We start from the raw sequence: 20,780 nt of genomic DNA on the forward strand, positions 1-20,780 counted from the left end.
ACCTTGTTCCTACGGCGTGCTTACGCCGCTCTTATCAGCCGGATCCGAGGGGCGCGGGGTCTCCAGGGTGTAGGGGGTGGGGAATACCCCCGGCCGAAGACGGTGCCGTGCACCAGCGCGCCGGCACCTCGCCGTACCCGAGACTTCCACCGGACACCGAGACCGGGGCACCTGAACACCTGAACACCTGAACAGGAGACATACTGTGACAACGGCTGTGACCGTCCCCGCACACGGGGGCACGGGAGGACGGACGGTCGTCGCCGCACGAGCGCGGCAGGTCGTCAAGGCGTACGGTTCCGGGGAGACCAGGGTCGTCGCGCTCGACCACGTCGATGTGGACATCATGCGCGGGCAGTTCACCGCGATCATGGGCCCGTCCGGTTCCGGCAAGTCCACCCTGATGCACTGCCTGGCGGGTCTGGACACGGTGACATCGGGCGAGATCCACGTCGATGACACCGAGATCACCCGACTCAAGGACAAGAAGCTCACGCAACTTCGTCGGGACCGGATCGGCTTCATCTTCCAGGCGTTCAACCTGCTGCCGACGCTCAACGCCATCGAGAACATCACGCTTCCCATGGACGTCGCGGGGCGAAAGCCCGATACCGCTTGGCTCAACCGCGTGGTGGAGACGGTGGGGCTCGCGGGGCGGCTGAAGCACCGGCCCAACCAGCTCTCCGGCGGACAGCAGCAGCGAGTGGCCGTCGCACGTGCCCTCGCGGCCCGCCCCGAGATCATCTTCGGCGACGAGCCGACCGGGAACCTGGACTCGCGGGCCGGTGCCGAGGTGCTGGGCTTCCTGCGCAGGTCCGTCGACGAGCTGGGCCAGACCATCGTCATGGTCACCCACGACCCGGTGGCGGCCTCCTACGCCGACCGTGTGCTGTATCTGGCCGACGGCCGGATCGTGGACGAGATGTTCAACCCGACGGCCGACCAGGTCCTCGACCGCATGAAGGACTTCGATGCCCGGGGGCGTACGTCGTGACCGTGCTGAAGACCTCGCTGCGCAACTTCTTCGCGCACAAGGGGCGGATGGCGCTGTCCGCCATCGCCGTCCTGCTGTCGGTGGCGTTCGTGTCGGGCACACTCGTGTTCTCCGACACCATGAACACCACCTTCGACAAGCTGTTCGCTGTCTCCGCCGCCGATGTCACCGTCAGCCCGAAGAGTGCGGCGGGCGACGATGAGGCCCCGCCGACAGGGAAGCCGGAGTCCCTGCCCGCCGCCCTGCTGGCGCAGGTGGAGAAGGCCGACGGGGTGCGGTCCGCCGAGGGCAAGGTCATCTCCCTGAGCGTGACCGTCGTCGACGCGGACGACAAGAACATGGGATCCAGCAATGGCGCACCCACCATCGCCGTCAACTGGACGCCCGGCGAGCTGCGCTCCATGGAGATCAGCTCGGGGCGCGAGCCGCGCGGGCCCACGGAGGTGATGGTCGACGCGGACACCGCCGACAAGCACGGTCTGAAGCTCGGCGACGAGCTTCGCACCATCGCCGCGACCGGTGACCTCACCGCGCACATCTCCGGTATCGCCTCGTTCAAGGTGACCAACCCGGGTGCGGCCGTCGTCTACTTCGACACGGCGACGGCTCAGCGCCAACTGCTCGGCAGGACCGGCGCATACACCCAGATCGAGGTCACCGCGAAGCCCGGCACCGACCATGAGCAGCTGAAGAAGCACGTGGCCGCGGCTGTCGGCGACACGGCCCCGTACACCCTGCGGACCCAGCAGGAGGCGGCCGACCAGGGCCGTGAGGACGTCGGCGAGTTCCTCGACGTCATGAAGTACGCGATGCTCGGCTTCGCCGGGATCGCCGTCCTCGTCGGGATCTTCCTGATCGTCAACACCTTCTCGATGCTGGTCGCCCAGCGCACCCGGGAGATCGGGCTGATGCGGGCCATCGGGTCGAGCCGAAGGCAGGTCAACCGCTCGGTGCTGATCGAGGCGCTGCTGCTCGGTGTGTTCGGATCGGTCGCGGGTGTCGCGGCCGGGGTCGGGCTGGCCGTCGGGCTGATGGAGCTGATGTCGGCGACGGGTATGAACCTTTCGACGCAGGACCTCACCGTCAAGTGGACGACCCCGGTGATCGGGCTGGTCCTCGGGACCGTCGTCACGGTCCTGGCCGCCTACATCCCGGCGCGCCGGGCGGGCAAGGTCTCCCCGATGGCCGCGCTCCGGGACGCCGGTACGCCGGCCGACGGCCGCGCCGGACTGGTGCGGGGTGTCATCGGGCTGGTCCTCACGGGCGCCGGCGGCCTGCTGCTGTGGACCGCCACGCGGGCCGCGAAGGCGAGCGAGGGATCCATGTGGCTGGGCCTGGGCGTGGTGCTCAGCCTGGTCGGTTTCGTGGTGGTCGGACCGCTGCTCGCGAGCGGGGTGGTCCGGGTCATCAGCGTGGTGGTGCTGCGGGCGTTCGGCCCGGTCGGGCGGATGGCCGAGCGCAACGCGCTGCGCAACCCGCGGCGTACCGGGGCCACTGGCGCCGCGCTGATGATCGGCCTGGCGCTGGTCGCCTGCCTGTCGGTCGTAGGCTCCTCGATGGTGGCCTCCGCGACGGACGAGCTGGACCGAACGGTCGGCGCGGACTTCATCATCCAGTCGGACAACTTCCAGCCGATGGTGCCGCAGGCCGAGCAGGCGTTGAAGAAGGTGCCGGGCATCGAGCACGTCACCGACTACAAGGTGGTCGAGGCGGAGCTGACCGCCCCCGGCGGAAGCGGGGGGAAGGGCAAGCCGGAGAAGCAGACGCTGGTCGCCGCCGACCCGACCTATGCCCAGGACCTGCGCCGTGAGACGACTGCGGGCGACCTGGCGGCGGCCTACGGCAAGGACGCCATGTCGGTCTCCGAGGGCTATGCCGAGGACCACGGCGTCCGGGTCGGTGACACGCTGACGGTGCGCTTCACGGGGGGCGGGGAGGCGAGGCTGAAGGTCGCGGCGATCACCTCGGACGACACCAGCGTCGACAAGGGCTCGATGTACGTCAACATCACCACGGTGGCCCGCTATCTGCCCGCCGACCGGATGCCGCAGAACGTGCTGATGTTCGCCACCGCGCAGGAGGGCAAGGAGAAGGAGGCGTACGCGGCGCTCAAGAAGTCGCTCGCCGAGTACCCGACGTACCAGGTGAAGGACCAGACCGACTACAAGCAGGATCTGAAGGACCAGGTCGGTCAGTTGTTGAACATCGTTTACGGCCTGCTCGCGCTCGCGATCATCGTCGCGGTTCTGGGCGTGGTCAACACCCTTGCGCTGTCGGTGGTGGAACGGACCCGGGAGATCGGGCTGATGCGGGCCATCGGCCTCTCGCGCCGCCAGCTGCGCCGCATGATCCGCCTGGAGTCGGTGGTCATCGCACTGTTCGGCGCGCTGCTCGGTCTCGGCCTCGGCATGGGCTGGGGCACGGCGGCCCAGAAGCTGCTGGCCCTGGAGGGGCTGGGTGTGCTGGAGATCCCCTGGCCGACGATCGCGGGGGTGTTCGTGGGATCCGCGTTCGTGGGTCTGTTCGCGGCGCTGGTCCCCGCGTTCCGGGCAGGCAGGATGAACGTGCTGAACGCAATCGCCACGGAGTAGCACGGATCGCCCGGTGACGGGTGGCCGCCCCGGCCCGGTGAGCGTCGCCCTGCCGCGCGCCCACCGGGCCGGGGCATGGGCGCTTGATCCCGCTCCGGGGCGTGGGCGGTGTCCGGCGGCCGGGACCGCCGGAGACACGGCGCGGAGATCGCCGGCACTGTGCCCGTTGGCCGCGCACCGCGTATCCCGGCGGTTTACCCTGGAGACCCCCGGCCCGCCCCCTTGTCCGGGACCGCGGTGCGTGACCGACCGCCGTCCACGACAGGGGGATTTCGAAGGCGTCGGGTCATTCGTGTTGTCGGATCCCGGACGGAACCTCCTCCATGAGCTTGCACGGTCTGCTCGACGCCGTGGTACGTGACCCGGCGCTCGCCGAGGCGATCAAGGCCGCCACGGACGGTAACCGCCGCCATGTCGACCTGGTCGGCCCCCCGGCGGTCCGGCCCTTCGCGGTGGCCGCCCTGGCACGCGAGGCCGGGCGGCCGGTACTGGCGGTGACGGCGACCGGCCGGGAGGCCGAGGACCTGGCCGCTGCGCTGCGCTCGCTGCTCGACCCGGACACCGTGGCCGAGTACCCGTCCTGGGAGACCCTGCCGCACGAGCGGCTCTCGCCCCGCTCCGACACCGTCGGCCGACGTCTCGCGGTGCTGCGCCGCCTCGCCCACCCGTCCGCGGACGACCCGGCAGCCGGCCCGGTGAGCGTGGTTGTCGCGCCCGTGAGGTCCGTGCTTCAGCCGCAGGTCAAGGGGCTCGGGGACCTGGAGCCGGTGGCGCTGCGGTCCGGGCGGACCGCGGATCTGAACGAGGTCGTGGAAGGGCTGGCCGCCGCCGCGTACTCGCGGGTGGAGCTGGTCGAGAAGCGCGGCGAGTTCGCGGTGCGCGGCGGCATCCTCGATGTGTTCCCGCCCACCGAGGAACACCCGCTGCGGATCGAGTTCTGGGGCGACGACGTCGAGGAGATCCGCTACTTCAAGGTGGCCGACCAGCGCTCCCTTGAGGTCGCCGAGCACGGGCTGTGGGCGCCGCCGTGCCGTGAGCTGCTGCTGACCGACGCCGTACGGGAGCGGGCCGCCGCGCTCGCCGAGGCTCATCCGGAGCTCGGCGAGCTGCTCGGGAAGATCGCCGAGGGCATCGCGGTCGAGGGCATGGAGTCGCTGGCCCCTGCCCTGGTGGACGACATGGAGCTACTGCTCGACGTCCTACCCGCAGGCGCGATGACCGTGGTGTGCGACCCGGAGCGGGTCCGTACGCGGGCGGCGGACCTGGTGGCGACCTCGCAGGAGTTCCTTCAGGCGTCCTGGGCGGCGACGGCGGGCGGCGGCGAGGCGCCGATCGACCTGGGGGCGGCCTCGCTGTGGGGGATCGCGGATGTCCGGGACCGGGCCCGTGAGCTCGGGATGATGTGGTGGTCGGTTTCGCCGTTCGCCGCCGACGAGGAGCTGCACCTCGGCGATGCCGACACCTTGAAGCTGGGGATGCACGCACCGGAGACGTACCGCGGTGACACCGCCCGCGCACTCGCCGACACCAAGGGCTGGCTCGCGGACGGTTGGCGCACCGTGTTCGTGACGGAGGCGCACGGACCCGCAAGCCGCACCGCGGAGGTGCTCGGCGGGGAGGGGATCGCGGCCCGGCTGGACGCCGACCTGAAGGAGATCTCCCCGTCGGTCGTGCATGTGGCCTGCGGCTCCATCGACTACGGCTTCGTCGATCCCGCGCTCAGGCTGGCCGTGCTGACCGAGACCGACCTGTCCGGCCAGAAGGCCGCCGGCAGGGACGGCGCCCGGATGCCGACCCGCCGCCGCAAGCAGATCGACCCGCTGACTCTCGAAGTGGGCGACTACATCGTGCACGAGCAGCACGGTGTCGGCCGCTACCTGGAGATGGTGCAGCGCACCGTACAGGGCGCGACGCGCGAGTACCTGCTGGTCGAGTACGCGCCGGCGAAGCGCGGCCAGCCCGGTGACCGGCTCTACATCCCGACCGACCAGCTGGAGCAGGTCACCAAGTACGTGGGTGGCGAGGCGCCGACACTGCACCGGCTCGGCGGAGCCGACTGGACCAAGACCAAGGCGCGCGCCAAGAAGGCGGTCAAGGAGATCGCCGCCGACCTGATCAAGCTGTACAGCGCCCGGATGGCAGCGCCCGGCCACACCTTCGGCCCTGACACGCCCTGGCAGCGCGAGCTGGAGGACGCGTTCCCCTACGCCGAGACCCCCGATCAGCTGTCCACCATCGCCGAGGTGAAGGAGGACATGGAGAAGTCGGTCCCGATGGACCGGCTGATCTGCGGAGACGTCGGATACGGAAAGACCGAGATCGCGGTGCGGGCCGCGTTCAAGGCGGTCCAGGACGGCAAGCAGGTCGCCGTGCTCGTGCCCACCACCCTGCTGGTGCAGCAGCACTTCGGGACCTTCAGCGAGCGGTACTCGCAGTTCCCCGTGGTCACCCGGGCGTTGTCCCGTTTCCAGTCGGACGCGGAGGCGAAGGCGACCCTGGAGGGGCTGAAGGACGGCTCGGTCGACATCGTCATCGGTACCCACCGCCTGTTCTCGTCCGAGACCAAGTTCAAGGACCTGGGCTTGGTCATCGTGGACGAGGAGCAGCGCTTCGGCGTCGAGCACAAGGAGCAGTTGAAGAAGCTGCGGGCCAACGTCGATGTGCTGACGATGTCCGCGACACCGATCCCGCGCACCCTGGAGATGGCGGTCACGGGCATCCGCGAGATGTCCACCATCACCACCCCGCCGGAGGAGCGGCACCCGGTGCTGACCTTCGTCGGCCCGTACGAGGAGAAGCAGATCGGTGCGGCGATCCGCCGTGAACTGCTGCGCGAGGGACAGGTCTTCTACATCCACAACAGGGTCGAGTCGATCGACCGGGCCGCGGCGAGGCTCCGCGACATCGTCCCGGAGGCGCGGATCGCCACCGCGCACGGGCAGATGGGCGAGAGCACCCTGGAGCAGGTCGTCGTGGATTTCTGGGAGAAGAAGTACGACGTGCTGGTGTCGACCACGATCGTCGAGTCCGGTATCGACATCTCCAACGCAAACACCCTGATCGTGGAGCGCGGCGACAACTTCGGCCTCTCACAGCTGCACCAGCTGCGCGGCCGGGTGGGGCGTGGCCGCGAGCGAGGCTATGCCTACTTCCTCTACCCGCCGGAGAAGCCGCTCACGGAGACCGCACACGAGCGTCTGGCGACCATCGCCCAGCACACCGAGATGGGTGCGGGCATGTATGTGGCGATGAAGGACCTGGAGATCCGCGGCGCGGGCAATCTGCTCGGCGGTGAGCAGTCCGGCCATATCGCCGGTGTCGGCTTCGACCTGTACGTGCGGATGGTGGGCGAGGCGGTCGCCGACTACCGCAAGTCGCTGGAGTCCGGGGAGGCGCAGGAGGAGCCGCCGCTGGAGGTCAAGATCGAGCTGCCGGTCGACGCGCATGTCCCGCACGACTACGCGCCCGGTGAGCGGCTGCGTCTCCAGGCGTATCGGGCGATCGCGTCCGCCGACTCGGAGGAGGACATCAAGGCGGTACGTGAGGAGCTCACCGACCGCTACGGCAAGCTGCCCGAGCCGGTGGAGAACCTGCTGCTGGTCGCCGGGCTGCGGATGCTGTCGAGGGCCTGCGGAGTGGGTGAGATCGTGCTCCAGGGGTCGAACATCCGCTTCGCGCCGGTGGAGTTGCGCGAGTCGCAGGAGCTGCGGCTGAAGCGTCTCTATCCGCGTACGGTCATCAAGCCGGCGGTGCAGCAGGTGCTGGTGCCGCGCCCGACGACGGGCAAGATCGGCGGGAAACCCGTGGTGGGCCGGGAACTCCTGGCGTGGACGGGTGAGTTCCTGACCACGATCCTGGGGTCGTAGCGCATCGGGGTCGATGGGTGCGGCGGCCGCCGGGGCCTCAGCCCCGGTGGCGCCGGACCGCCCCGCCGGACCGCCCCGCCGGACGGCGGCCGGGCCCGGGGCCCAGGAGCCCCTATGCTTCGTCGGCATGAGCAGGTCACGCATCATTGGCCCGGTTCTGGCGCTTCTGCCGGTCGCCGTGATCCCGTACGTCTCCGGCTGCGACGTACTCGGACAGGCCGACGCTCCGGACCGCGGTTCGGCACCGCAGGGGTCGTATGCCCGAGGCGTGAGCCCGCTGGCGAACCCCGACGGCACCAAACCCGGACTCGCGCCCCTGGCGGGGTCCGCACAACGGGCCGCGGCACGGGAACTCATCGCGGGACTGGCCGTCAAGGGGCGCGGCTCCAAGACGGGTTATGACCGCGACGAGTTCGGCTCCGCCTGGAAGGACGCGGTGGACGGGGTGCCGCTGGCGCGGAACGGCTGTGACACGCGCAACGACTTGCTGAGACTCCATGGAGGCGACGTACGGTTCCGCTCCGGCTCCGACTGCGTGGTCGTGTCGATGACCCTGTACGACCCGTACACCGGAATGACCATCGAGTGGCGCAAGCAGAAGGCCGCCGAGGTGCAGATAGACCATGTGGTGCCGCTGTCGTACAGCTGGCAGATGGGCTCGTCGCGCTGGCCGGAGAGCAAGCGTGAGCGGTTCGCCAACGACGCGCTCAATCTGATCCCGGTCCAGGGCCGCGCCAACTCGGCCAAGGGCGACTCGGGCCCCGCGTCCTGGCTGCCGCCGAACAAGCAGATCAGGTGCGCCTACGCGGTGCGGTTCGCTCAGGTCGCCGTCAAGTACGAGATGCCGGTCACCGGATCGGACAGGGCGGCGATGCTACGGGAGTGCGCAGGCTGACAGCGCACGGGGCACCGACCGGCACGCGACCGGCCCCCCGTTGCCCTCGACGCGATCCGGTGGCATCAGCCGAGGGCTTCGAGCAGTTCCCGCTCCCGCCCGGCACTGAGACCGGCGCGCCGCACCCGGTCCAGGCCCTGTGCGCGTTCCCACTCCAGCGTGTCCGCGAGCAGCGCGACCCTGGGCCGGTGCCGTAGCCCCGCCGCCCGTGCCGCTGCCCCGCTCCGGGCCGAGAAGCCCTCCCAGCCCGGCTCGACCAGCCACATCGGCAGCGATTCGGACCCCATGTAACCGGCCACGCCTTGGCCGAGCAGCCACGCTGAATCGGCGGCGACCACCGAGCCGGTGTGCCCGCCGACGGTGCGGGACAGGGCGAGCCACTCAGCGAACGGAACCTCGGGGCCGACCGCGTCGTAGATGCCGGTGGTGCACTTCTCCCCCGCGTCGAGCAGCCAGGCGGCGAGATCCCGGACATCGATCACCTGCGTAGGCATGTCCGGTGTGCCGGGAACCAGCATGGGCCCCTGCGGCTCCCGTGCCGCGCGGGCCACCCAATAGCCCGAACGTCCGCTGTGATCGCCCGGACCCCCGATGAGTCCGGCGCGCGCGATCAGGAGACGGTCGCCGACGACGGCCGTCGCCGCCTGTTCGCACGCGGCCTTCGCCTCGCCGTACAGCGTGCGGTCCACGTCACGCAGTTCGGTCGGTGCCAGCAGGGGCGCGGACTCGTCGGCATCCGGTGCCGCGTGGGAGGCGTAGGCACTGACGGACGACACATAGACCCAGTGCCTGGCCCTGCCGCGCAGCGCGTCCAGAGCCTCGCGCACGAAACCCGGCTGCCATGACACTTCGACTACGGCGTCCCATGTGCGGTCCAGCAGCGGTCCGTACACCGACGGATCGCGCCGGTCACCCGCCACCAGCCGTGCGCCGTCCGCGGCTTCCCCGCTCGCGCCGCGCGCCAGGCAGGTCACCTGGTGTCCACGCTTGATCGCCTGCCGCGACAGCTCCCTGCCCACCCACGCGGTCCCGCCCAGCACCAAGATCTCCATCGCGCCACCCAACCACCGCCCACCACGGGAACCAAGCGGCTTCGCGGACAGCGGACTCGACGGGTGCGGCGTGCGACCGCCGTCTGCCGGTGTGGTGTGGATCGCCCGGCGGATGGGCGCCTGCGAAAACCGCTGGGGCGGTGCGCTCCTTCGCGGTTAGTCTCCTGGCATGACCACGCCGCAGGATTCCGCACCCGAACTGACCGTCACCACGCTGGCCGAGCGTCCGGAACTACGCGGTGCGGTGTGGGGTATGGCCGAGGACTGGCCCGAGTTCATCCTGCACGACCACGTGGGATGGGGGTACATGGGCCGGATCCTCACCGAGCTGCCCGAGTACGTGATCGTGGCGACCGACCCCGAAGGTGCCGTGGTGGCACGGGGGTTCAGCGTGCCGTTCGTCCTGGACATGGAGGGGCGGCGGGAGCTTCCGGCGACCGGGTGGGACCAGGCGCTGCTGTGGGCGTTCTCGGATCTCCGGCACGGGCGGAAGCCGGACACGGTCAGCGCGATCGAGATCACCGTGACCACCGGGATGCTGGGGCGGGGGATATCCGGGCGCATGGTCGCCGCGCTGCGGGACAACGCACGGGCGCGCGGCTTCGCTGAATTGGTCGCACCGGTACGGCCGAACGCCAAGCACCTGGAGCCGGAGGTGCCGATGTCCGAGTACGCCTTCCGGACCCGTGAGCGGGACGGTCTGCCGCACGACCCGTGGCTGCGCGTCCATGTACGCGCGGGCGGGGCCATCGATGCGGTCGCCCCCGCCTCCATGACGGTGGCGGGCTCGCTGGAGCAGTGGCGTACGTGGACCGGGCTGCCGTTCGACACGGACGGGCCGGTGCGGGTGCCGGGTGGGCTGGTGCCCGTGCGCTGCTCCCTCGAACACGGGCACGCGGTCTACGTCGAGCCGAATGTGTGGGTGCGGCACCGGCTCTGACCGGTCCGCCGAGAAGCCGGGGAGGGCCGCCCCCCGTGGTGCGGCCTCCCCGGCTTGCCCGTTTCCCCGTGGCGCGGGCTAATCGATGTCGGCGATGTCCTTCGCCGCGGGCTTCCGCGCCACGACCGGCTCGTCGAACTGCGAGAAGGTGATCGTGCCGGGATCATCGCCGCCGGTCGTCTCGATCCGAGCCAGGAACGGGATGCCCTTGGCGGACACGTGCACGGTGTACTTCTCCCGGCCGTCCTGCTCGGTGACGACCACTGTCGGAGTGCCGTTCACGGTCGATTCGCCCGCCCTCCGCGCGACGTTGTCATCGGGCACGAGCGCGCCGAGATGGCTGTCCAGGTCGCAGAGCTCCACCAGGTCCCTGGCGTCATCGGCGTCCGCGTCGTACTCCACCCACTTGCCCCGCAGGGTCCGCATCACGGCCTCGGTCTCCTCATCCGACATGCCCTTGACCTGCTCGCGGAGCATCACCTCGTCGAAGCGCATGTAGACGGTCCCGCCGGTCCTGATGAACTCCGTGGTGCCCGCGGTGCCCAGGGAGACCGTTCCCGTGCAGTCACCCTTGGCGCTGACGGACAGGTATGCCTTCTCCGGTCCGTCCGCGGTCCTGGTGTCGACCTGGAGTGTCAGGGACTTGGCGCGCTTGGTGGCCTTGAAGGACTTGTTCAGTAGCTCGGCGCCGGACAGCCCGGCATACGGGCCCGGCTTCTCCGCCGATGCGCCGGCGCGGGTCTTGCCTTCGGCGCCGGACGGGAGGCAGGCGGTGAGGGTCAGCGCGGCCGCCGTGAGCGTCGTCGTGAGGAGCGCGGCTCCGGTGCGCTTCAGGCGGGCGGGCGCGTGGGTGGTGGGCATGGTGCTTCTCCGTGAGGTGCTGCGGGGGGACTGGCGGTGATGGAGGAGAAGGAAGACTCAGAGCTTCAGGTCCCAGATCACGTCGTCGTGGTCGAGGCCGGGGCTGATCTCGATGGTCAGGTTCCCTGCGGCGGCCGGGGTGTCGAAGGCCCAGGTGGCAGTGGCCTTCTTGCCGGGCAGCACGGTCCCGCCGAAGGGCGCGCCGACCTTGCCGTCGAAGATCTGCTCGGCGTTGACGCCGTTCTTTCCGGCACGGGCATCGGCGGTCACCAGCGAGGCGTCGAACTTCTCCTTGCCGGCGTTCTCGATGACGACGGTGACCTGGTAGGCCTTGTTGCCCTTGGTGTGGCCGACGGCGTACTCACTCGCGGAGTAGGGCTTGGGACCGGACACGGTGATGGTCAGGTTGTCGTCGTACACGGCGGAGTCGCCCGCCGCCAGGGTCTCGCCGGTCGCTTCCTCGCCTGCCGCGCCGTCGGCGCCCTTCGCCTTCGGCGCGGAACTGCCCGAAGCGGACTTGCTGATCTCGTCCACCGTTTCGCTCACCACCGCGAAGGTCACCACCGCGCCCACCAGCGACAGGGCCAGGGCCACTGCTCCGAGGACGACACCGGTCGTGGCTGCCCCCTTGTTCGTGGCTTCGCCGCGCTTCGCACGACCGCGTCCGGTGATGCCGAGGATCAGCCCGATCAGGCCCAGGGTTCCGGCCAGCCAGAACAGGAACATCGGCAGACCGGCGAGCACGCCGACGATCCCGAGGACCAGCGCGGCAGTGCCGAGGCCGTTGCGGGCTGCGACCGGAGCCGGGGCGGGAGCGCCCTGCTGGGGGTACTGCTGGGGGTGCTGCGTGTACTGGGACATGGGGTGTCCTCCAGGACTGTAGGGACGAGCGTCGTCGCGGTGGGACGCCGATGGGAGCGGGAGGTGTCAGCGGTGCCGCCCGATGACTCCTTGCGGCGACGGGTTAATGAGAGCAGAGCCTGTGAACCGAGTCAACATGGTTCACGATGCTCAGATCGGCTCACGGTGTGAATGGAGGTGTTCCGTGTGGATGGGTATGCTCGGAGGTCACATCAGTGCCGAGATCCGAGAGCAGGGGGCCGCCACGTGCCGGACAGCGCAGCAGAGGTGACCGCCGCGGGAATCGCCCGGCTCGCCGGTGTGGGACGGGCCGCGGTGAGCAACTGGAGGCGCCGGCACGCCGATTTCCCCAAGCCGGTCGGCGGGACCGACACCAGCCCGTCGTTCGCGCTCGCCGACGTCGAGGGCTGGCTGCGCGCCCAGGGCAAACTCGCCGAAGTGCCGCTGCACGAGAGGGTCTGGCAGCAGCTCTCCGCCCACCCCGACGGCGCCGTGACCGCCCTCGCCCACGTCGGCTGCGCCCTGCTGCTCGTAAGGGAGCGGCCCACCGCCTGGCTGGAGCTCGCCGCGGTCTCGGACGAGCGCATGGCCGTCATGCTGCCCACGGCCCTGGAAGCGGTGCTGACTCCGCGACTCGGGCCGCCGGACGCGCGCGCCGTGCCGACTCCGGGCGTCCCCGACCTGCTCCGCTCCGTCCCCCTGCTGCGCGGTGCGGCCGAGCTGGCGGCGGAACGGGGCACGCACCAGGCGTACGAGTTCCTCATCGGTCGGCACCTTGACGCCAACCCTCGCCAGTACACGCTTACTCCCCCCGGCCCTGCCGCCCTGATGGCCGCCATCGCGGGGCCCGCCGCCACCCTGCTCGACCCCGCCTGCGGCACCGGCGCGCTGTTGCGCGCCGGCGCCCGGCCCGACCAGTCGAGTCGGACGGGGCAGCCGGTTCAGGCAGTCCAGCCGGTTCAGGCCGGTCAGTTCGGGGGGCAGCCCACGGCCGTCTACGCACAGGAGGCCGACCCGGACCTCGCCGCGCTCGCCGCGCTCCGCCTCGCGCTCCAGTCCGCCGCCGATGTCCATGTGCGCACCGGCGACTCGCTGCGCGCCGACGCCTTCCCGCAGCTCGCCGCCGACGCCGTGCTCTGCCACCCGCCGTTCAACGAACGCAACTGGGGACACGAGGAACTGGCCTACGACCCGCGCTGGGAGTACGGCTTTCCGGCCCGCACAGAGTCCGAGCTGGCCTGGGTGCAGCACGCGCTCGCCCGGCTGCGGCCCGGTGGCATCGCGGTCCTGCTGATGCCGCCCGCCGCAGCGTCCCGCCGCTCCGGCCGTCGCGTTCGCGCCGACCTGCTGCGCCGTGGCGCGCTGCGCGCCGTCGTCGCCCTGCCCGCCGGTGCGGCGCCGCCGTACGGCATCCCGCTGCATCTGTGGGTGCTGCGCCGTCCGGAGGCCGCCGAACGCCCCGCACCCGAACTGCTCCTGGTCGACACAGCCGAGCAGGCCGGGGTCGCGGGAGGAGGCGGACGCGACCGGATCGACTGGACGGCCGTGCAGGGTGCGGTACTCGACGCGTGGCTGCCGTTCGACCACGAAGGCACCGTCGACGAACGCCCCGGGGTCAGCCGTTCCGTCCCGGTCATCGCACTTCTCGACGACGATGTGGACCTGGCGCCGGCCCGCCACCTCCCGCCCCCGGCCGCCGGTGGCAGTGCCGCCGAACTCGCCGACGTACGAGAACGGCTGACCGACACCCTCAGGCGCACCGGCGAGCTCACCCCACCGCCCGCCGAGCCGGCCGCGGCAGTACCGGGCCGCTGGACCGGCACCACCGTGGGTGAGCTCGCCCGCGCGGGCGCCCTCGAACTGCGTTCGGGAGGTACGGGCACCAGCACAGGCCCGGGCGCGCCCCCCGTCCTCACCGAGCACGACGTGCTGGCGGGCACCGCGCCATCCGGCAGCCTCCCGGAACCGTCCGGCCCCGGCGACGAGCCGGTGGAACCCGTACTCGTCGCGGCCGGTGACGTCGTGGTGCCCGTACTGGGCGGAGGCTCGGCGGCCCGTGTCATCGACGCGGCCACGGCCGGGGCCGCCCTCGGCCGCAACCTCCAGCTGCTGCGCCCCGACCCGGCGGCACTCGACCCGTGGTTCCTCGCCGGCTTCCTGCGCGGCACCACGAACAACCGCCAGGCCAGCAGCTACGCGTCCACCGCGACCAGGCTCGACGTGCGCCGCCTCCAACTGCCCCGGCTGCCGCTGGCCGACCAATGGCGGTACGGCGACCGCTTCCGGGCTCTCGCTTCGTTCGAGGACGCGCTGCGCCTCGCGGGCAGGCTCGGCGAGCAGCTGGTACGGGGGCTGTACGACGGGCTGACGGACGGCACTGTGGAGGCGTGACCGGCTCGGACTAAGGGCTGTCCCGTAATCCGCGGTGGATCAGAGCGCGGCGTCAGGTGTATGGGGTCTCCCCCGGCCCCTGGGGCCGAGGCGTATGGGGTCTCCCCCGGCCCTTGGGGCCGAGGCGTATGGGGTCTCCCCCGGCCCTTGGGGCCGAGGCGTATGGGGCCTCCCCCGGCCCTTGGGGCCGAGGCGTATGGGGTCTCCCCCGGCCCTTGGGGCCGAGGCGTATGGGGTCTCCCCCGGCCCTTGGGGCCGAGGCGTATGGGGTCTCCCCCGGCCCCTGGGGCCGAGGGGACGCAACGCAAGGCGGAGGGTCGCCCGCATACTGGGTGTATTCGGGCGATTCGACAACGCAGCGTGGGGGCACCTCCCGGCGAAGACAGGGGGAGTGCCGTAGCTGTCGTCGCGCGCCCGCCGGGGATTACGGGACAGCCCTTAGGCTGGCGTGAGCAGTTCAACAACCGTTATGCGCAACCCAGGGCGGGCTGTCGTCGTCGGTGTATACGCTCAAGTCCTTGTTCGTTTCGCCGTCCGTCCCGTTCACTCCCAGGTGCCTTCCAGGTGACCTCGCACCCGTCAGGAGCAGCAATGCACGGCCATGGCTACGTGCCACCGCCACCGCCAGTCCGCGCCGACAACGGCGGGCGGGTCGCCCTGCGGGTGGTCTTCGTGGCACTGACGCTGCTCAGCTGTGGCTTCCTCGCCTGGGCCTCGATGCTCCGGCTGGCCCTGCTCACCACTCGGCGCCAGCACTGGTGGGCGTTCGGGGGCGTGGCCGCGTCCACCATCGGCATCTTCGTGTTCGCCGGTGTCGCCGTCCCGGATGACGAGAACGCGCCGATGAGTGACGGCGCCGCGATGGTCATCGTCTCCTGGCTGTTCCTGGCGACGGTCGGGGTCGTCAGCTACTACCTCGTCTCCGAGATCCGCCACTTCGACCGGCGCCCACAACCGCCGGGCGCGTCGTCCGCCGGGTATCCACCGCCGGGGCCCCAGACGACCGGCTACGGCTATCCGCACGCCTCCCCGGCGACCCAGGCCGTGCAGCACCCCATGGGCCCGACGAGCCAGACCGTGCCGGGCCACCAGACGCAGAATCCGTACGCTCAGCCCGTGCGGCAGCCGTACACCCAGCCCACATCGACGACCCAGCCCACATCGACGACCCAGCCCACATCGACGACCCAGCCCACATCGACGACCCAGCCCACATCGGCGACCCGGCCGACCGTGCCACCCACCCCGTTCGTCCCACCTGTGCAGCAGCAGGCGGACGGGGGCCACAACAACGCCCGTATCGACCAGGTGCGCGCCGAGCTCGACGAGCTCAGCGACCTCCTGCGCCGTGACAAGGACCAGCGAGAGGGCGGCCGGTGAACGGACGCGTCATCGCCGGGCGTTACGAGCTGTCCACCGTCATAGGCCAGGGCGGCATGGGCCAGGTCTGGACCGGCTACGACCAGCGGCTCGACCGCCGGGTCGCCGTGAAGCTGCTCCGCCCCGACATGATGGCCGCCGCGACCGCCGCCGACGAGATGCGCCGCCGCTTCGTCCGGGAGTGCCGGGTCACCGCCCAGGTCACCCACCCCGGACTGGTCACGGTGCATGACGCGGGCAGCGACGGGAACGACCTCTTCCTGGTGATGCAGTACGTGGAGGGCGCGGACCTCGCGGACCACCTGGCGGAGCAGGACCCGTATCCCTGGGAATGGGCCGTGTCGATCGCCGCGCAGCTGTGCTCCGTGCTCGGCGCGGTGCACGCCGTGCCGATCGTGCACCGCGACCTGAAGCCGCGCAACGTGATGGTGAAGCCCGACGGCACGGTCACCGTGCTCGACCTCGGCGTCGCCTCCGTACTCGACACCGACACCACCCGGCTCACGCACACCGGCTCCCCGATCGGCAGCCCCGCCTACATGGCGCCCGAGCAGGCGATGGGCGGGGCCGTCGGCCCGTACACCGACCTGTACGCGCTCGGGGTGCTGCTGCACGAACTGCTGAGCGGCAACGTCCCCTTCGCGGGTTCGACCGCCCTCGGTGTGCTGCATCGGCACCTGTACGAGCCGCCGCTTCCGGTACGCCAGCTGCGGCCCGAAGTGCCCGAGCAACTGGAGGCGCTGGTACTGCGGCTGCTGTCGAAGGATCCGCTGCACCGCCCGTCCGGTGCCCAGGAGGTCTACGCGCAACTCGCTCCGCTGCTGCCCGGTGCGGGGCGCGGCCCGGGAGCCTTCCCGGCACGCGGGCACGGCACCGGCCAGAGCGCTGGAGGCGGCCCGCTCGACCCGACCCGTCCCTTCGTGCGCCCGCACGCCCCCTGGCCCGACCGCGCGAGCAGCCCCGCCGCGGCTCCGTCACAGGTCTCCGGGACGGCGCCCGCCGCGGAGCGCCCGGATGTCGCCGCGGCCGTGGACGAGGTCAAACGCCTGCTCGGCGAGGGCAGCATCACCCGGGCCGTGGACATACTCGGCGGCATCCTCCCGGCCGCCGCGACGGAGCACGGTGAGCACTCACCGGTCGTCAGGATCCTGCGCAAGCAGTACGCCACGACGCTGATGGACGACGGCCAGTACCGCCGAGCCCTGCCCGAACTGCGCCGCCTCGCCGATGACCGGGCGGCGGAGGCGGGCCAGGCCGACCGGCAGACCCTCCAGTACCGCTATGACGCGGCGCAGTGCCTGGAGCAGATGGGCGAGGCCGCGGCCGCGATCACCGAGTACCGCGCGCTGCTGCCGCTCTACGGGAACCCGCACGCTCCCGGCGCCGACCACGCCCGCGGCTTCGACATCCGGCACCGCATCGGAGACCTCATGCTGGCGATGGGCGACCACGCGGCCGGGTACCAGCACCTGCAGAACCTGCTCTACGACATCGAGCGGATCTACGGCACCGGTCATCCGCAGGCGGTCAGTCTGCGGCGGTCCTTGGACCGGCAGCGGCAGTTCAGGCCCGGGGGATGAGACACGGGGGATGAGGCCCGGGGGATGAGACACAGGGCAGACGGTGGACCACCCCGCGCCCCAGGGCTTTCGGCCGAATACCCGGTGGGTTGTCAGATCCGCGAGGCGCGCAGGAACGCCGTCGCGCCGATCTGCCCCAGCAGCCTCAGTCGTGAACCGTTCGCGAGGCCCTTCGCCAAGGCCTCGCGAACGCCTGGGCGGGCGATGTCGCCATGACCGTCAAGGACGATGACCGCGCCGTCGGCCGCGAGTTCCTCGGCCCATTCCAGATCCGCGAGAGCCGTCTGCGCGGACGGGTCACCTGCGACGACGACCACTCCGTAGCCCCGGTCGGAGACGGTGCCGCGCACCTCGGGGTCGCCGGAAGTGCCCCGCAGGATGCGGGCCTCCGTGCCCTGGCGGTTGCCACACAGGGCGAGGTTGGCGCGTACGACGTCCTCGCGCACCAGGGGTTCGCCACCGCCCTCCAGCGGATCCACGACGGTCAGCCGCGCTTCGGTGCCCGCGCGGTGCAGCATACGCAGCAGTGCCGCCGCGAGCAGGCCGTGTCCGGTGCCGATCTCCAGCACCTCGCCGTTCGGCGGGGTGAGCAGCGGTACAGCCGCCAGCTTTCCGCACACATCGGACGCCGAACCGGGCATCCGCCCGACGCCGAGCGCCTCCAGCGCGACCACCGTCCGGTAGGCCACCGTCAGGTCCCGGCGCGCGTGTTCGGCGGACGCGCCGGTCACCGTGACGACCTCGCGCACGAGTGTGTCCAGTAGCGTCGCCGTGGGCATCCGGTGGTCGTCCCGCCCTGCGTGGTCGAGCAGCAGCGCGAGCCCGTAACTCTGTCGGCGCAGATCGGCGACCTCGTGGTGCAGAGCGTCGAGGTCCGCCTGGAGGGCGTTCGTGGCGCGCTCCAGGCGCTGCTCCACAAGGGAGAACGCTGGGCGCAGCACCCGCTTGGCCAGCCGGTTGCTCAGGAGGGAGGGCATGGCCCGGAGCGTACGCTGCAGTGCGTACTCACATGACTACCGATGAGTGCTGTACGGGTGAAATCTTGGTGTCCTGGCGCCGAAGCCCAGTTGTTCGTGTATGCGAGAAGGTCAGGAGGTCCGACCGCGCGCCCCCGCGCGCCCCCGCGCACGGCGGCGGCGACGGCATGAGCAGGGAGACCCGCACGCAGATGACGGTCCGGCGGCGGCAGCGACTTCGGGCGGCCGCCGTCCGCGTGTTCTCGAAGTGCCGCCACGCACCCTGAGGCTGTCCCGGGTCGTTGAGCGGTTGAACCGAATGAACGGCGCCGAAGTGGTGGCCCCAGCCACGCGGACTGCCTACCATCGATCACCGCAAGGTCTTTGTGCACCGCGTCACAATCACCACCGCACGCCGGGAGGCCCCTTTGCACCGCCGTCGTCGCACCGCGCTCGCCCTCTCCGCCGCGCTTGTCGCAGCGGGTCCCCTGCTCGCCGCCTGCGGCAACGAGGCGCATCCGGGGGCCGCGGCCGTCGTCGGGGGTGAGCGAATCGAGGTGTCAGCGCTCCAGACGCAGGTGGAGGAGACGCGGACGGCCCAGGCGAAGGCTCCCGACGCCGCGCAGCAGATCAGCAACACCGGACAGTTGAGCCGCGCCAAGCTGCACGGGATGATCTTCGGCCGGGTGCTGGACAAGGCCGCGGCGGACGCCGGAGTGACCGTGTCGCGCAAGGAGGTCCAGGACGCCCGCGCCGCCGCCGTGCGGCAGTCCGGTGGCGAGAAGCAGCTCGCGGACATGCTGCTCCAGCAGCGCGGACTCGCGCCGGACCAGATCGACGGGGCCGTACAGGAGGACGTGCTGCTCACCAAGCTTGCCGCGGCCATGGGCGCCGACCTCGGCACCCCGCAGGGGCAGCAGAAGGTGGGAGCCGCGCTGACCAAGGCGTCGCAGGAACTCGACATCGACGTCAATCCGCGTTACGGCGCCTGGGACGATACGAAGATCCAGCTCGGGGACTACAAGGCCCCGTGGATCACCCAGGTCACCAAAGAGCCGGACGCCGTCCAGGTCGGTGCCTGAACCCTGGCGCCGCGGTGGCCGGCGGGCCCGGCGTAAGGTCGGGGCGTGAACGCTGAAGCCCTCGTCGAGCCCGGCCGTATCGTCCTGCTCACCGCAAGCCACCGGGTCGCACCCGGACTGCTGTCCTGGCCCGCGTGGCAGACGTTGCGCACGGCGGACCGTGTGCTGTGCGTCGACAACGACCACCCGCAGCTCCCGTACCTGCGGGAAGCGGGCGTCGACATCGAGATCGCGGCTCCGACCGCCCAGGAGTTGGTGGACGACTGCGCCGGGGCCAGGACCGTCGTGGTCCTGGCCTCCGGCGAGGGCGACCGGGGCCTCACCGATGGCCTGGCCAGGATGGCGGGTTCGGGCCGCTTCCAGATGCCCGACCTGGAACTGCTGCCGGGCTCGTACGATCTCCCCGGTGCCCGGCTGCTCGACCTCGTCCAGGTCATGGACCGCATCCGGCGCGACTGCCCCTGGTCCTCGCAGCAGACCCACGAGGGCCTGGCCAAGTACGGCATCGAGGAGGCGTACGAACTCGTCGAGGCCATCGAGGACGGCAACCGCGTCGAACTGCGCGAGGAACTCGGCGACGTACTGCTCCAGGTGGTCTTCCACGCGCGCATCGCGCAGGAGGACGAGACGGAGCCGTTCTCGATCGACGACGTGGCCGCGGTGATCATCGACAAGCTGATCCGCCGCCACCCGCATATCTTCGGTGACGCGCAGGCCGAGACCCCGGAGGAGGTCAAGGCCCACTGGCTGCGCACCAAGGCGGTGGAGAAGCAGCGTGAATCGGTGACGGACGGCATTCCGCTCGGTCAGCCCGGTCTGGCCCTGGCGGCGAAGCTGGCCTCACGGGTCCGTACGGCCGGGCTGGATGTGACGCCGCCCACCGGGGACACCGAGGAAGGCCGGGACAGCGGGATCGGCTACGAGCTGCTGGCCCTGGCCGTGCGTGCCGAGGCCGCCGGTCATGACCCTGAGGCGGCCCTGCGCGCCGCGGCCCGGGCCTACCGGGACGCGATCCTCGCGGCGGAGAAGGGGTCCTGACGCCGCCGGTCTTCGGCTGCCGGCACTCATCAGGGCTCCCATGCGACGGAGCCTGGTGCTTGCGGCCAGGCTAAGGGCTGTCCCGTAGTCCCCGGCGGGCGCGCGACGACAGCTACGGCACTCCCCCTGGCTTCGCCGGGAGGTGCCCCCATGCTGCGCCGTCGAATCGCCCGAATACACCCGGTATGAGGGCGACCCTCCGCCTTGCGTTGCGTCCCCTCGGCCCCAGGGGCCGGGGGAGACCCCATACGCCTCGGCCCCAGGGGCCGGGGGAGGCCCCATACGCCTCGGCC

14 protein-coding genes are annotated in these 20,780 nt (G+C 71.1%); 10 read left to right on the forward strand and 4 right to left on the reverse strand.

Translation table 11 applies throughout. From position 1 onward, the window contains the following. The first annotated feature begins 205 nt into the window (after positions 1-205). The 4 genes from V1460_RS04760 (at position 206) to V1460_RS04775 (ending at position 8,346) form a co-directional block, all read left to right on the forward strand. Positions 206-994, forward strand: a complete 789-nt coding sequence (locus V1460_RS04760; RefSeq protein ID WP_338672320.1) for an ABC transporter ATP-binding protein — start codon at positions 206-208, stop codon at positions 992-994. Then, positions 991-3,585 (forward strand): FtsX-like permease family protein, encoded by a 2,595-nt coding sequence (locus V1460_RS04765; protein WP_338672321.1) that lies wholly within the window; start codon positions 991-993, stop codon positions 3,583-3,585. The genes V1460_RS04760 and V1460_RS04765 overlap by 4 nt, the downstream gene beginning before the upstream one ends. A gap of 323 nt (positions 3,586-3,908) precedes the next feature. Then, entirely contained in the window at positions 3,909-7,451 is a 3,543-nt protein-coding gene (gene mfd / locus V1460_RS04770) for a transcription-repair coupling factor (protein ID WP_338672322.1), read from the forward strand. A gap of 127 nt (positions 7,452-7,578) precedes the next feature. Continuing rightward, the gene (locus V1460_RS04775; RefSeq protein WP_338672323.1) at positions 7,579-8,346 is read left to right on the forward strand and encodes an HNH endonuclease family protein; all 768 of its coding nucleotides are present in this window, start codon (positions 7,579-7,581) and stop codon (positions 8,344-8,346) included. Between the two features lie 65 nt (positions 8,347-8,411). Here V1460_RS04775 and V1460_RS04780 read toward each other — a convergent pair whose 3' ends face one another. Then, positions 8,412-9,398, reverse strand: a complete 987-nt coding sequence (locus V1460_RS04780; RefSeq protein WP_338672324.1) for an NAD-dependent epimerase/dehydratase family protein — start codon at positions 9,396-9,398, stop codon at positions 8,412-8,414. A 169-nt stretch (positions 9,399-9,567) separates the two neighbouring features. On the opposite strand from V1460_RS04780, the gene V1460_RS04785 reads away from it, so the two are divergent. Next, complete coding sequence (locus V1460_RS04785; RefSeq protein WP_338672326.1) at positions 9,568-10,338, forward strand: N-acetyltransferase; 771 nt, start codon at positions 9,568-9,570, stop codon at positions 10,336-10,338. 78 nt (positions 10,339-10,416) lie between these two features. Here V1460_RS04785 and V1460_RS04790 read toward each other — a convergent pair whose 3' ends face one another. Further along, on the reverse strand, positions 10,417-11,199 hold the full coding sequence (locus V1460_RS04790; RefSeq protein ID WP_338672328.1) for a hypothetical protein: 783 nt from the start codon (positions 11,197-11,199) through the stop codon (positions 10,417-10,419). Between the two features lie 57 nt (positions 11,200-11,256). After that, a complete protein-coding gene (locus tag V1460_RS04795; protein WP_338672329.1) occupies positions 11,257-12,060 on the reverse strand; it encodes a DUF4190 domain-containing protein in 804 nt (267 codons plus the stop codon). 246 nt (positions 12,061-12,306) lie between these two features. Here V1460_RS04795 and V1460_RS04800 point away from each other — a divergent pair, with 246 nt between their 5' ends. From V1460_RS04800 to V1460_RS04810, 3 genes are all read left to right on the forward strand, one after another. Then, on the forward strand, positions 12,307-14,451 hold the full coding sequence (locus V1460_RS04800) for an N-6 DNA methylase (protein ID WP_338672330.1): 2,145 nt from the start codon (positions 12,307-12,309) through the stop codon (positions 14,449-14,451). Between the two features lie 591 nt (positions 14,452-15,042). After that, positions 15,043-15,831: a hypothetical protein gene (locus V1460_RS04805; protein WP_338672332.1), complete on the forward strand. Its 789-nt coding sequence runs from the start codon at positions 15,043-15,045 to the stop codon at positions 15,829-15,831. Beyond that, a complete protein-coding gene (locus tag V1460_RS04810; protein WP_338672333.1) occupies positions 15,828-17,411 on the forward strand; it encodes a protein kinase domain-containing protein in 1,584 nt (527 codons plus the stop codon). Before V1460_RS04805 ends, V1460_RS04810 begins: the two co-directional genes overlap by 4 nt. A 92-nt stretch (positions 17,412-17,503) precedes the next feature. Here V1460_RS04810 and V1460_RS04815 read toward each other — a convergent pair whose 3' ends face one another. Continuing rightward, positions 17,504-18,388 carry a class I SAM-dependent methyltransferase gene (locus V1460_RS04815; RefSeq protein ID WP_338672335.1) on the reverse strand — a complete coding sequence of 295 codons (885 nt, stop codon included), beginning with the start codon at positions 18,386-18,388 and terminating at the stop codon, positions 17,504-17,506. A gap of 407 nt (positions 18,389-18,795) precedes the next feature. Here V1460_RS04815 and V1460_RS04820 point away from each other — a divergent pair, with 407 nt between their 5' ends. Both V1460_RS04820 and V1460_RS04825 read left to right on the forward strand, forming a co-directional pair. Then, positions 18,796-19,449 carry a SurA N-terminal domain-containing protein gene (locus V1460_RS04820; protein WP_338677896.1) on the forward strand — a complete coding sequence of 218 codons (654 nt, stop codon included), beginning with the start codon at positions 18,796-18,798 and terminating at the stop codon, positions 19,447-19,449. Positions 19,450-19,494: 45 nt separating this feature from the next. Continuing rightward, on the forward strand, positions 19,495-20,487 hold the full coding sequence (locus V1460_RS04825) for a nucleoside triphosphate pyrophosphohydrolase (RefSeq protein WP_338672337.1): 993 nt from the start codon (positions 19,495-19,497) through the stop codon (positions 20,485-20,487). Positions 20,488-20,780 lie beyond the last annotated feature (293 nt).

The sequence above is a fragment of the Streptomyces sp. SCSIO 30461 genome, assembly GCF_037023745.1.
Taxonomy (GTDB): Bacteria; Actinomycetota; Actinomycetes; order Streptomycetales; family Streptomycetaceae; genus Streptomyces.

Excerpts from the sequence above, each read along its gene's own strand:
- mfd (WP_338672322.1), top strand. The coding sequence starts at position 3,909 with ATGAGCTTGCACGGTCTGCTCGACGCCGTGGTACGTGACCCGGCGCTC.
- V1460_RS04775 (WP_338672323.1), top strand. The coding sequence starts at position 7,579 with ATGAGCAGGTCACGCATCATTGGCCCGGTTCTGGCGCTTCTGCCGGTC.
- V1460_RS04780 (WP_338672324.1), bottom strand. The coding sequence starts at position 9,398 with ATGGAGATCTTGGTGCTGGGCGGGACCGCGTGGGTGGGCAGGGAGCTG.
- V1460_RS04785 (WP_338672326.1), top strand. The coding sequence starts at position 9,568 with ATGACCACGCCGCAGGATTCCGCACCCGAACTGACCGTCACCACGCTG.
- V1460_RS04790 (WP_338672328.1), bottom strand. The coding sequence starts at position 11,199 with ATGCCCACCACCCACGCGCCCGCCCGCCTGAAGCGCACCGGAGCCGCG.
- V1460_RS04795 (WP_338672329.1), bottom strand. The coding sequence starts at position 12,060 with ATGTCCCAGTACACGCAGCACCCCCAGCAGTACCCCCAGCAGGGCGCT.
- V1460_RS04805 (WP_338672332.1), top strand. The coding sequence starts at position 15,043 with ATGCACGGCCATGGCTACGTGCCACCGCCACCGCCAGTCCGCGCCGAC.
- V1460_RS04815 (WP_338672335.1), bottom strand. The coding sequence starts at position 18,388 with ATGCCCTCCCTCCTGAGCAACCGGCTGGCCAAGCGGGTGCTGCGCCCA.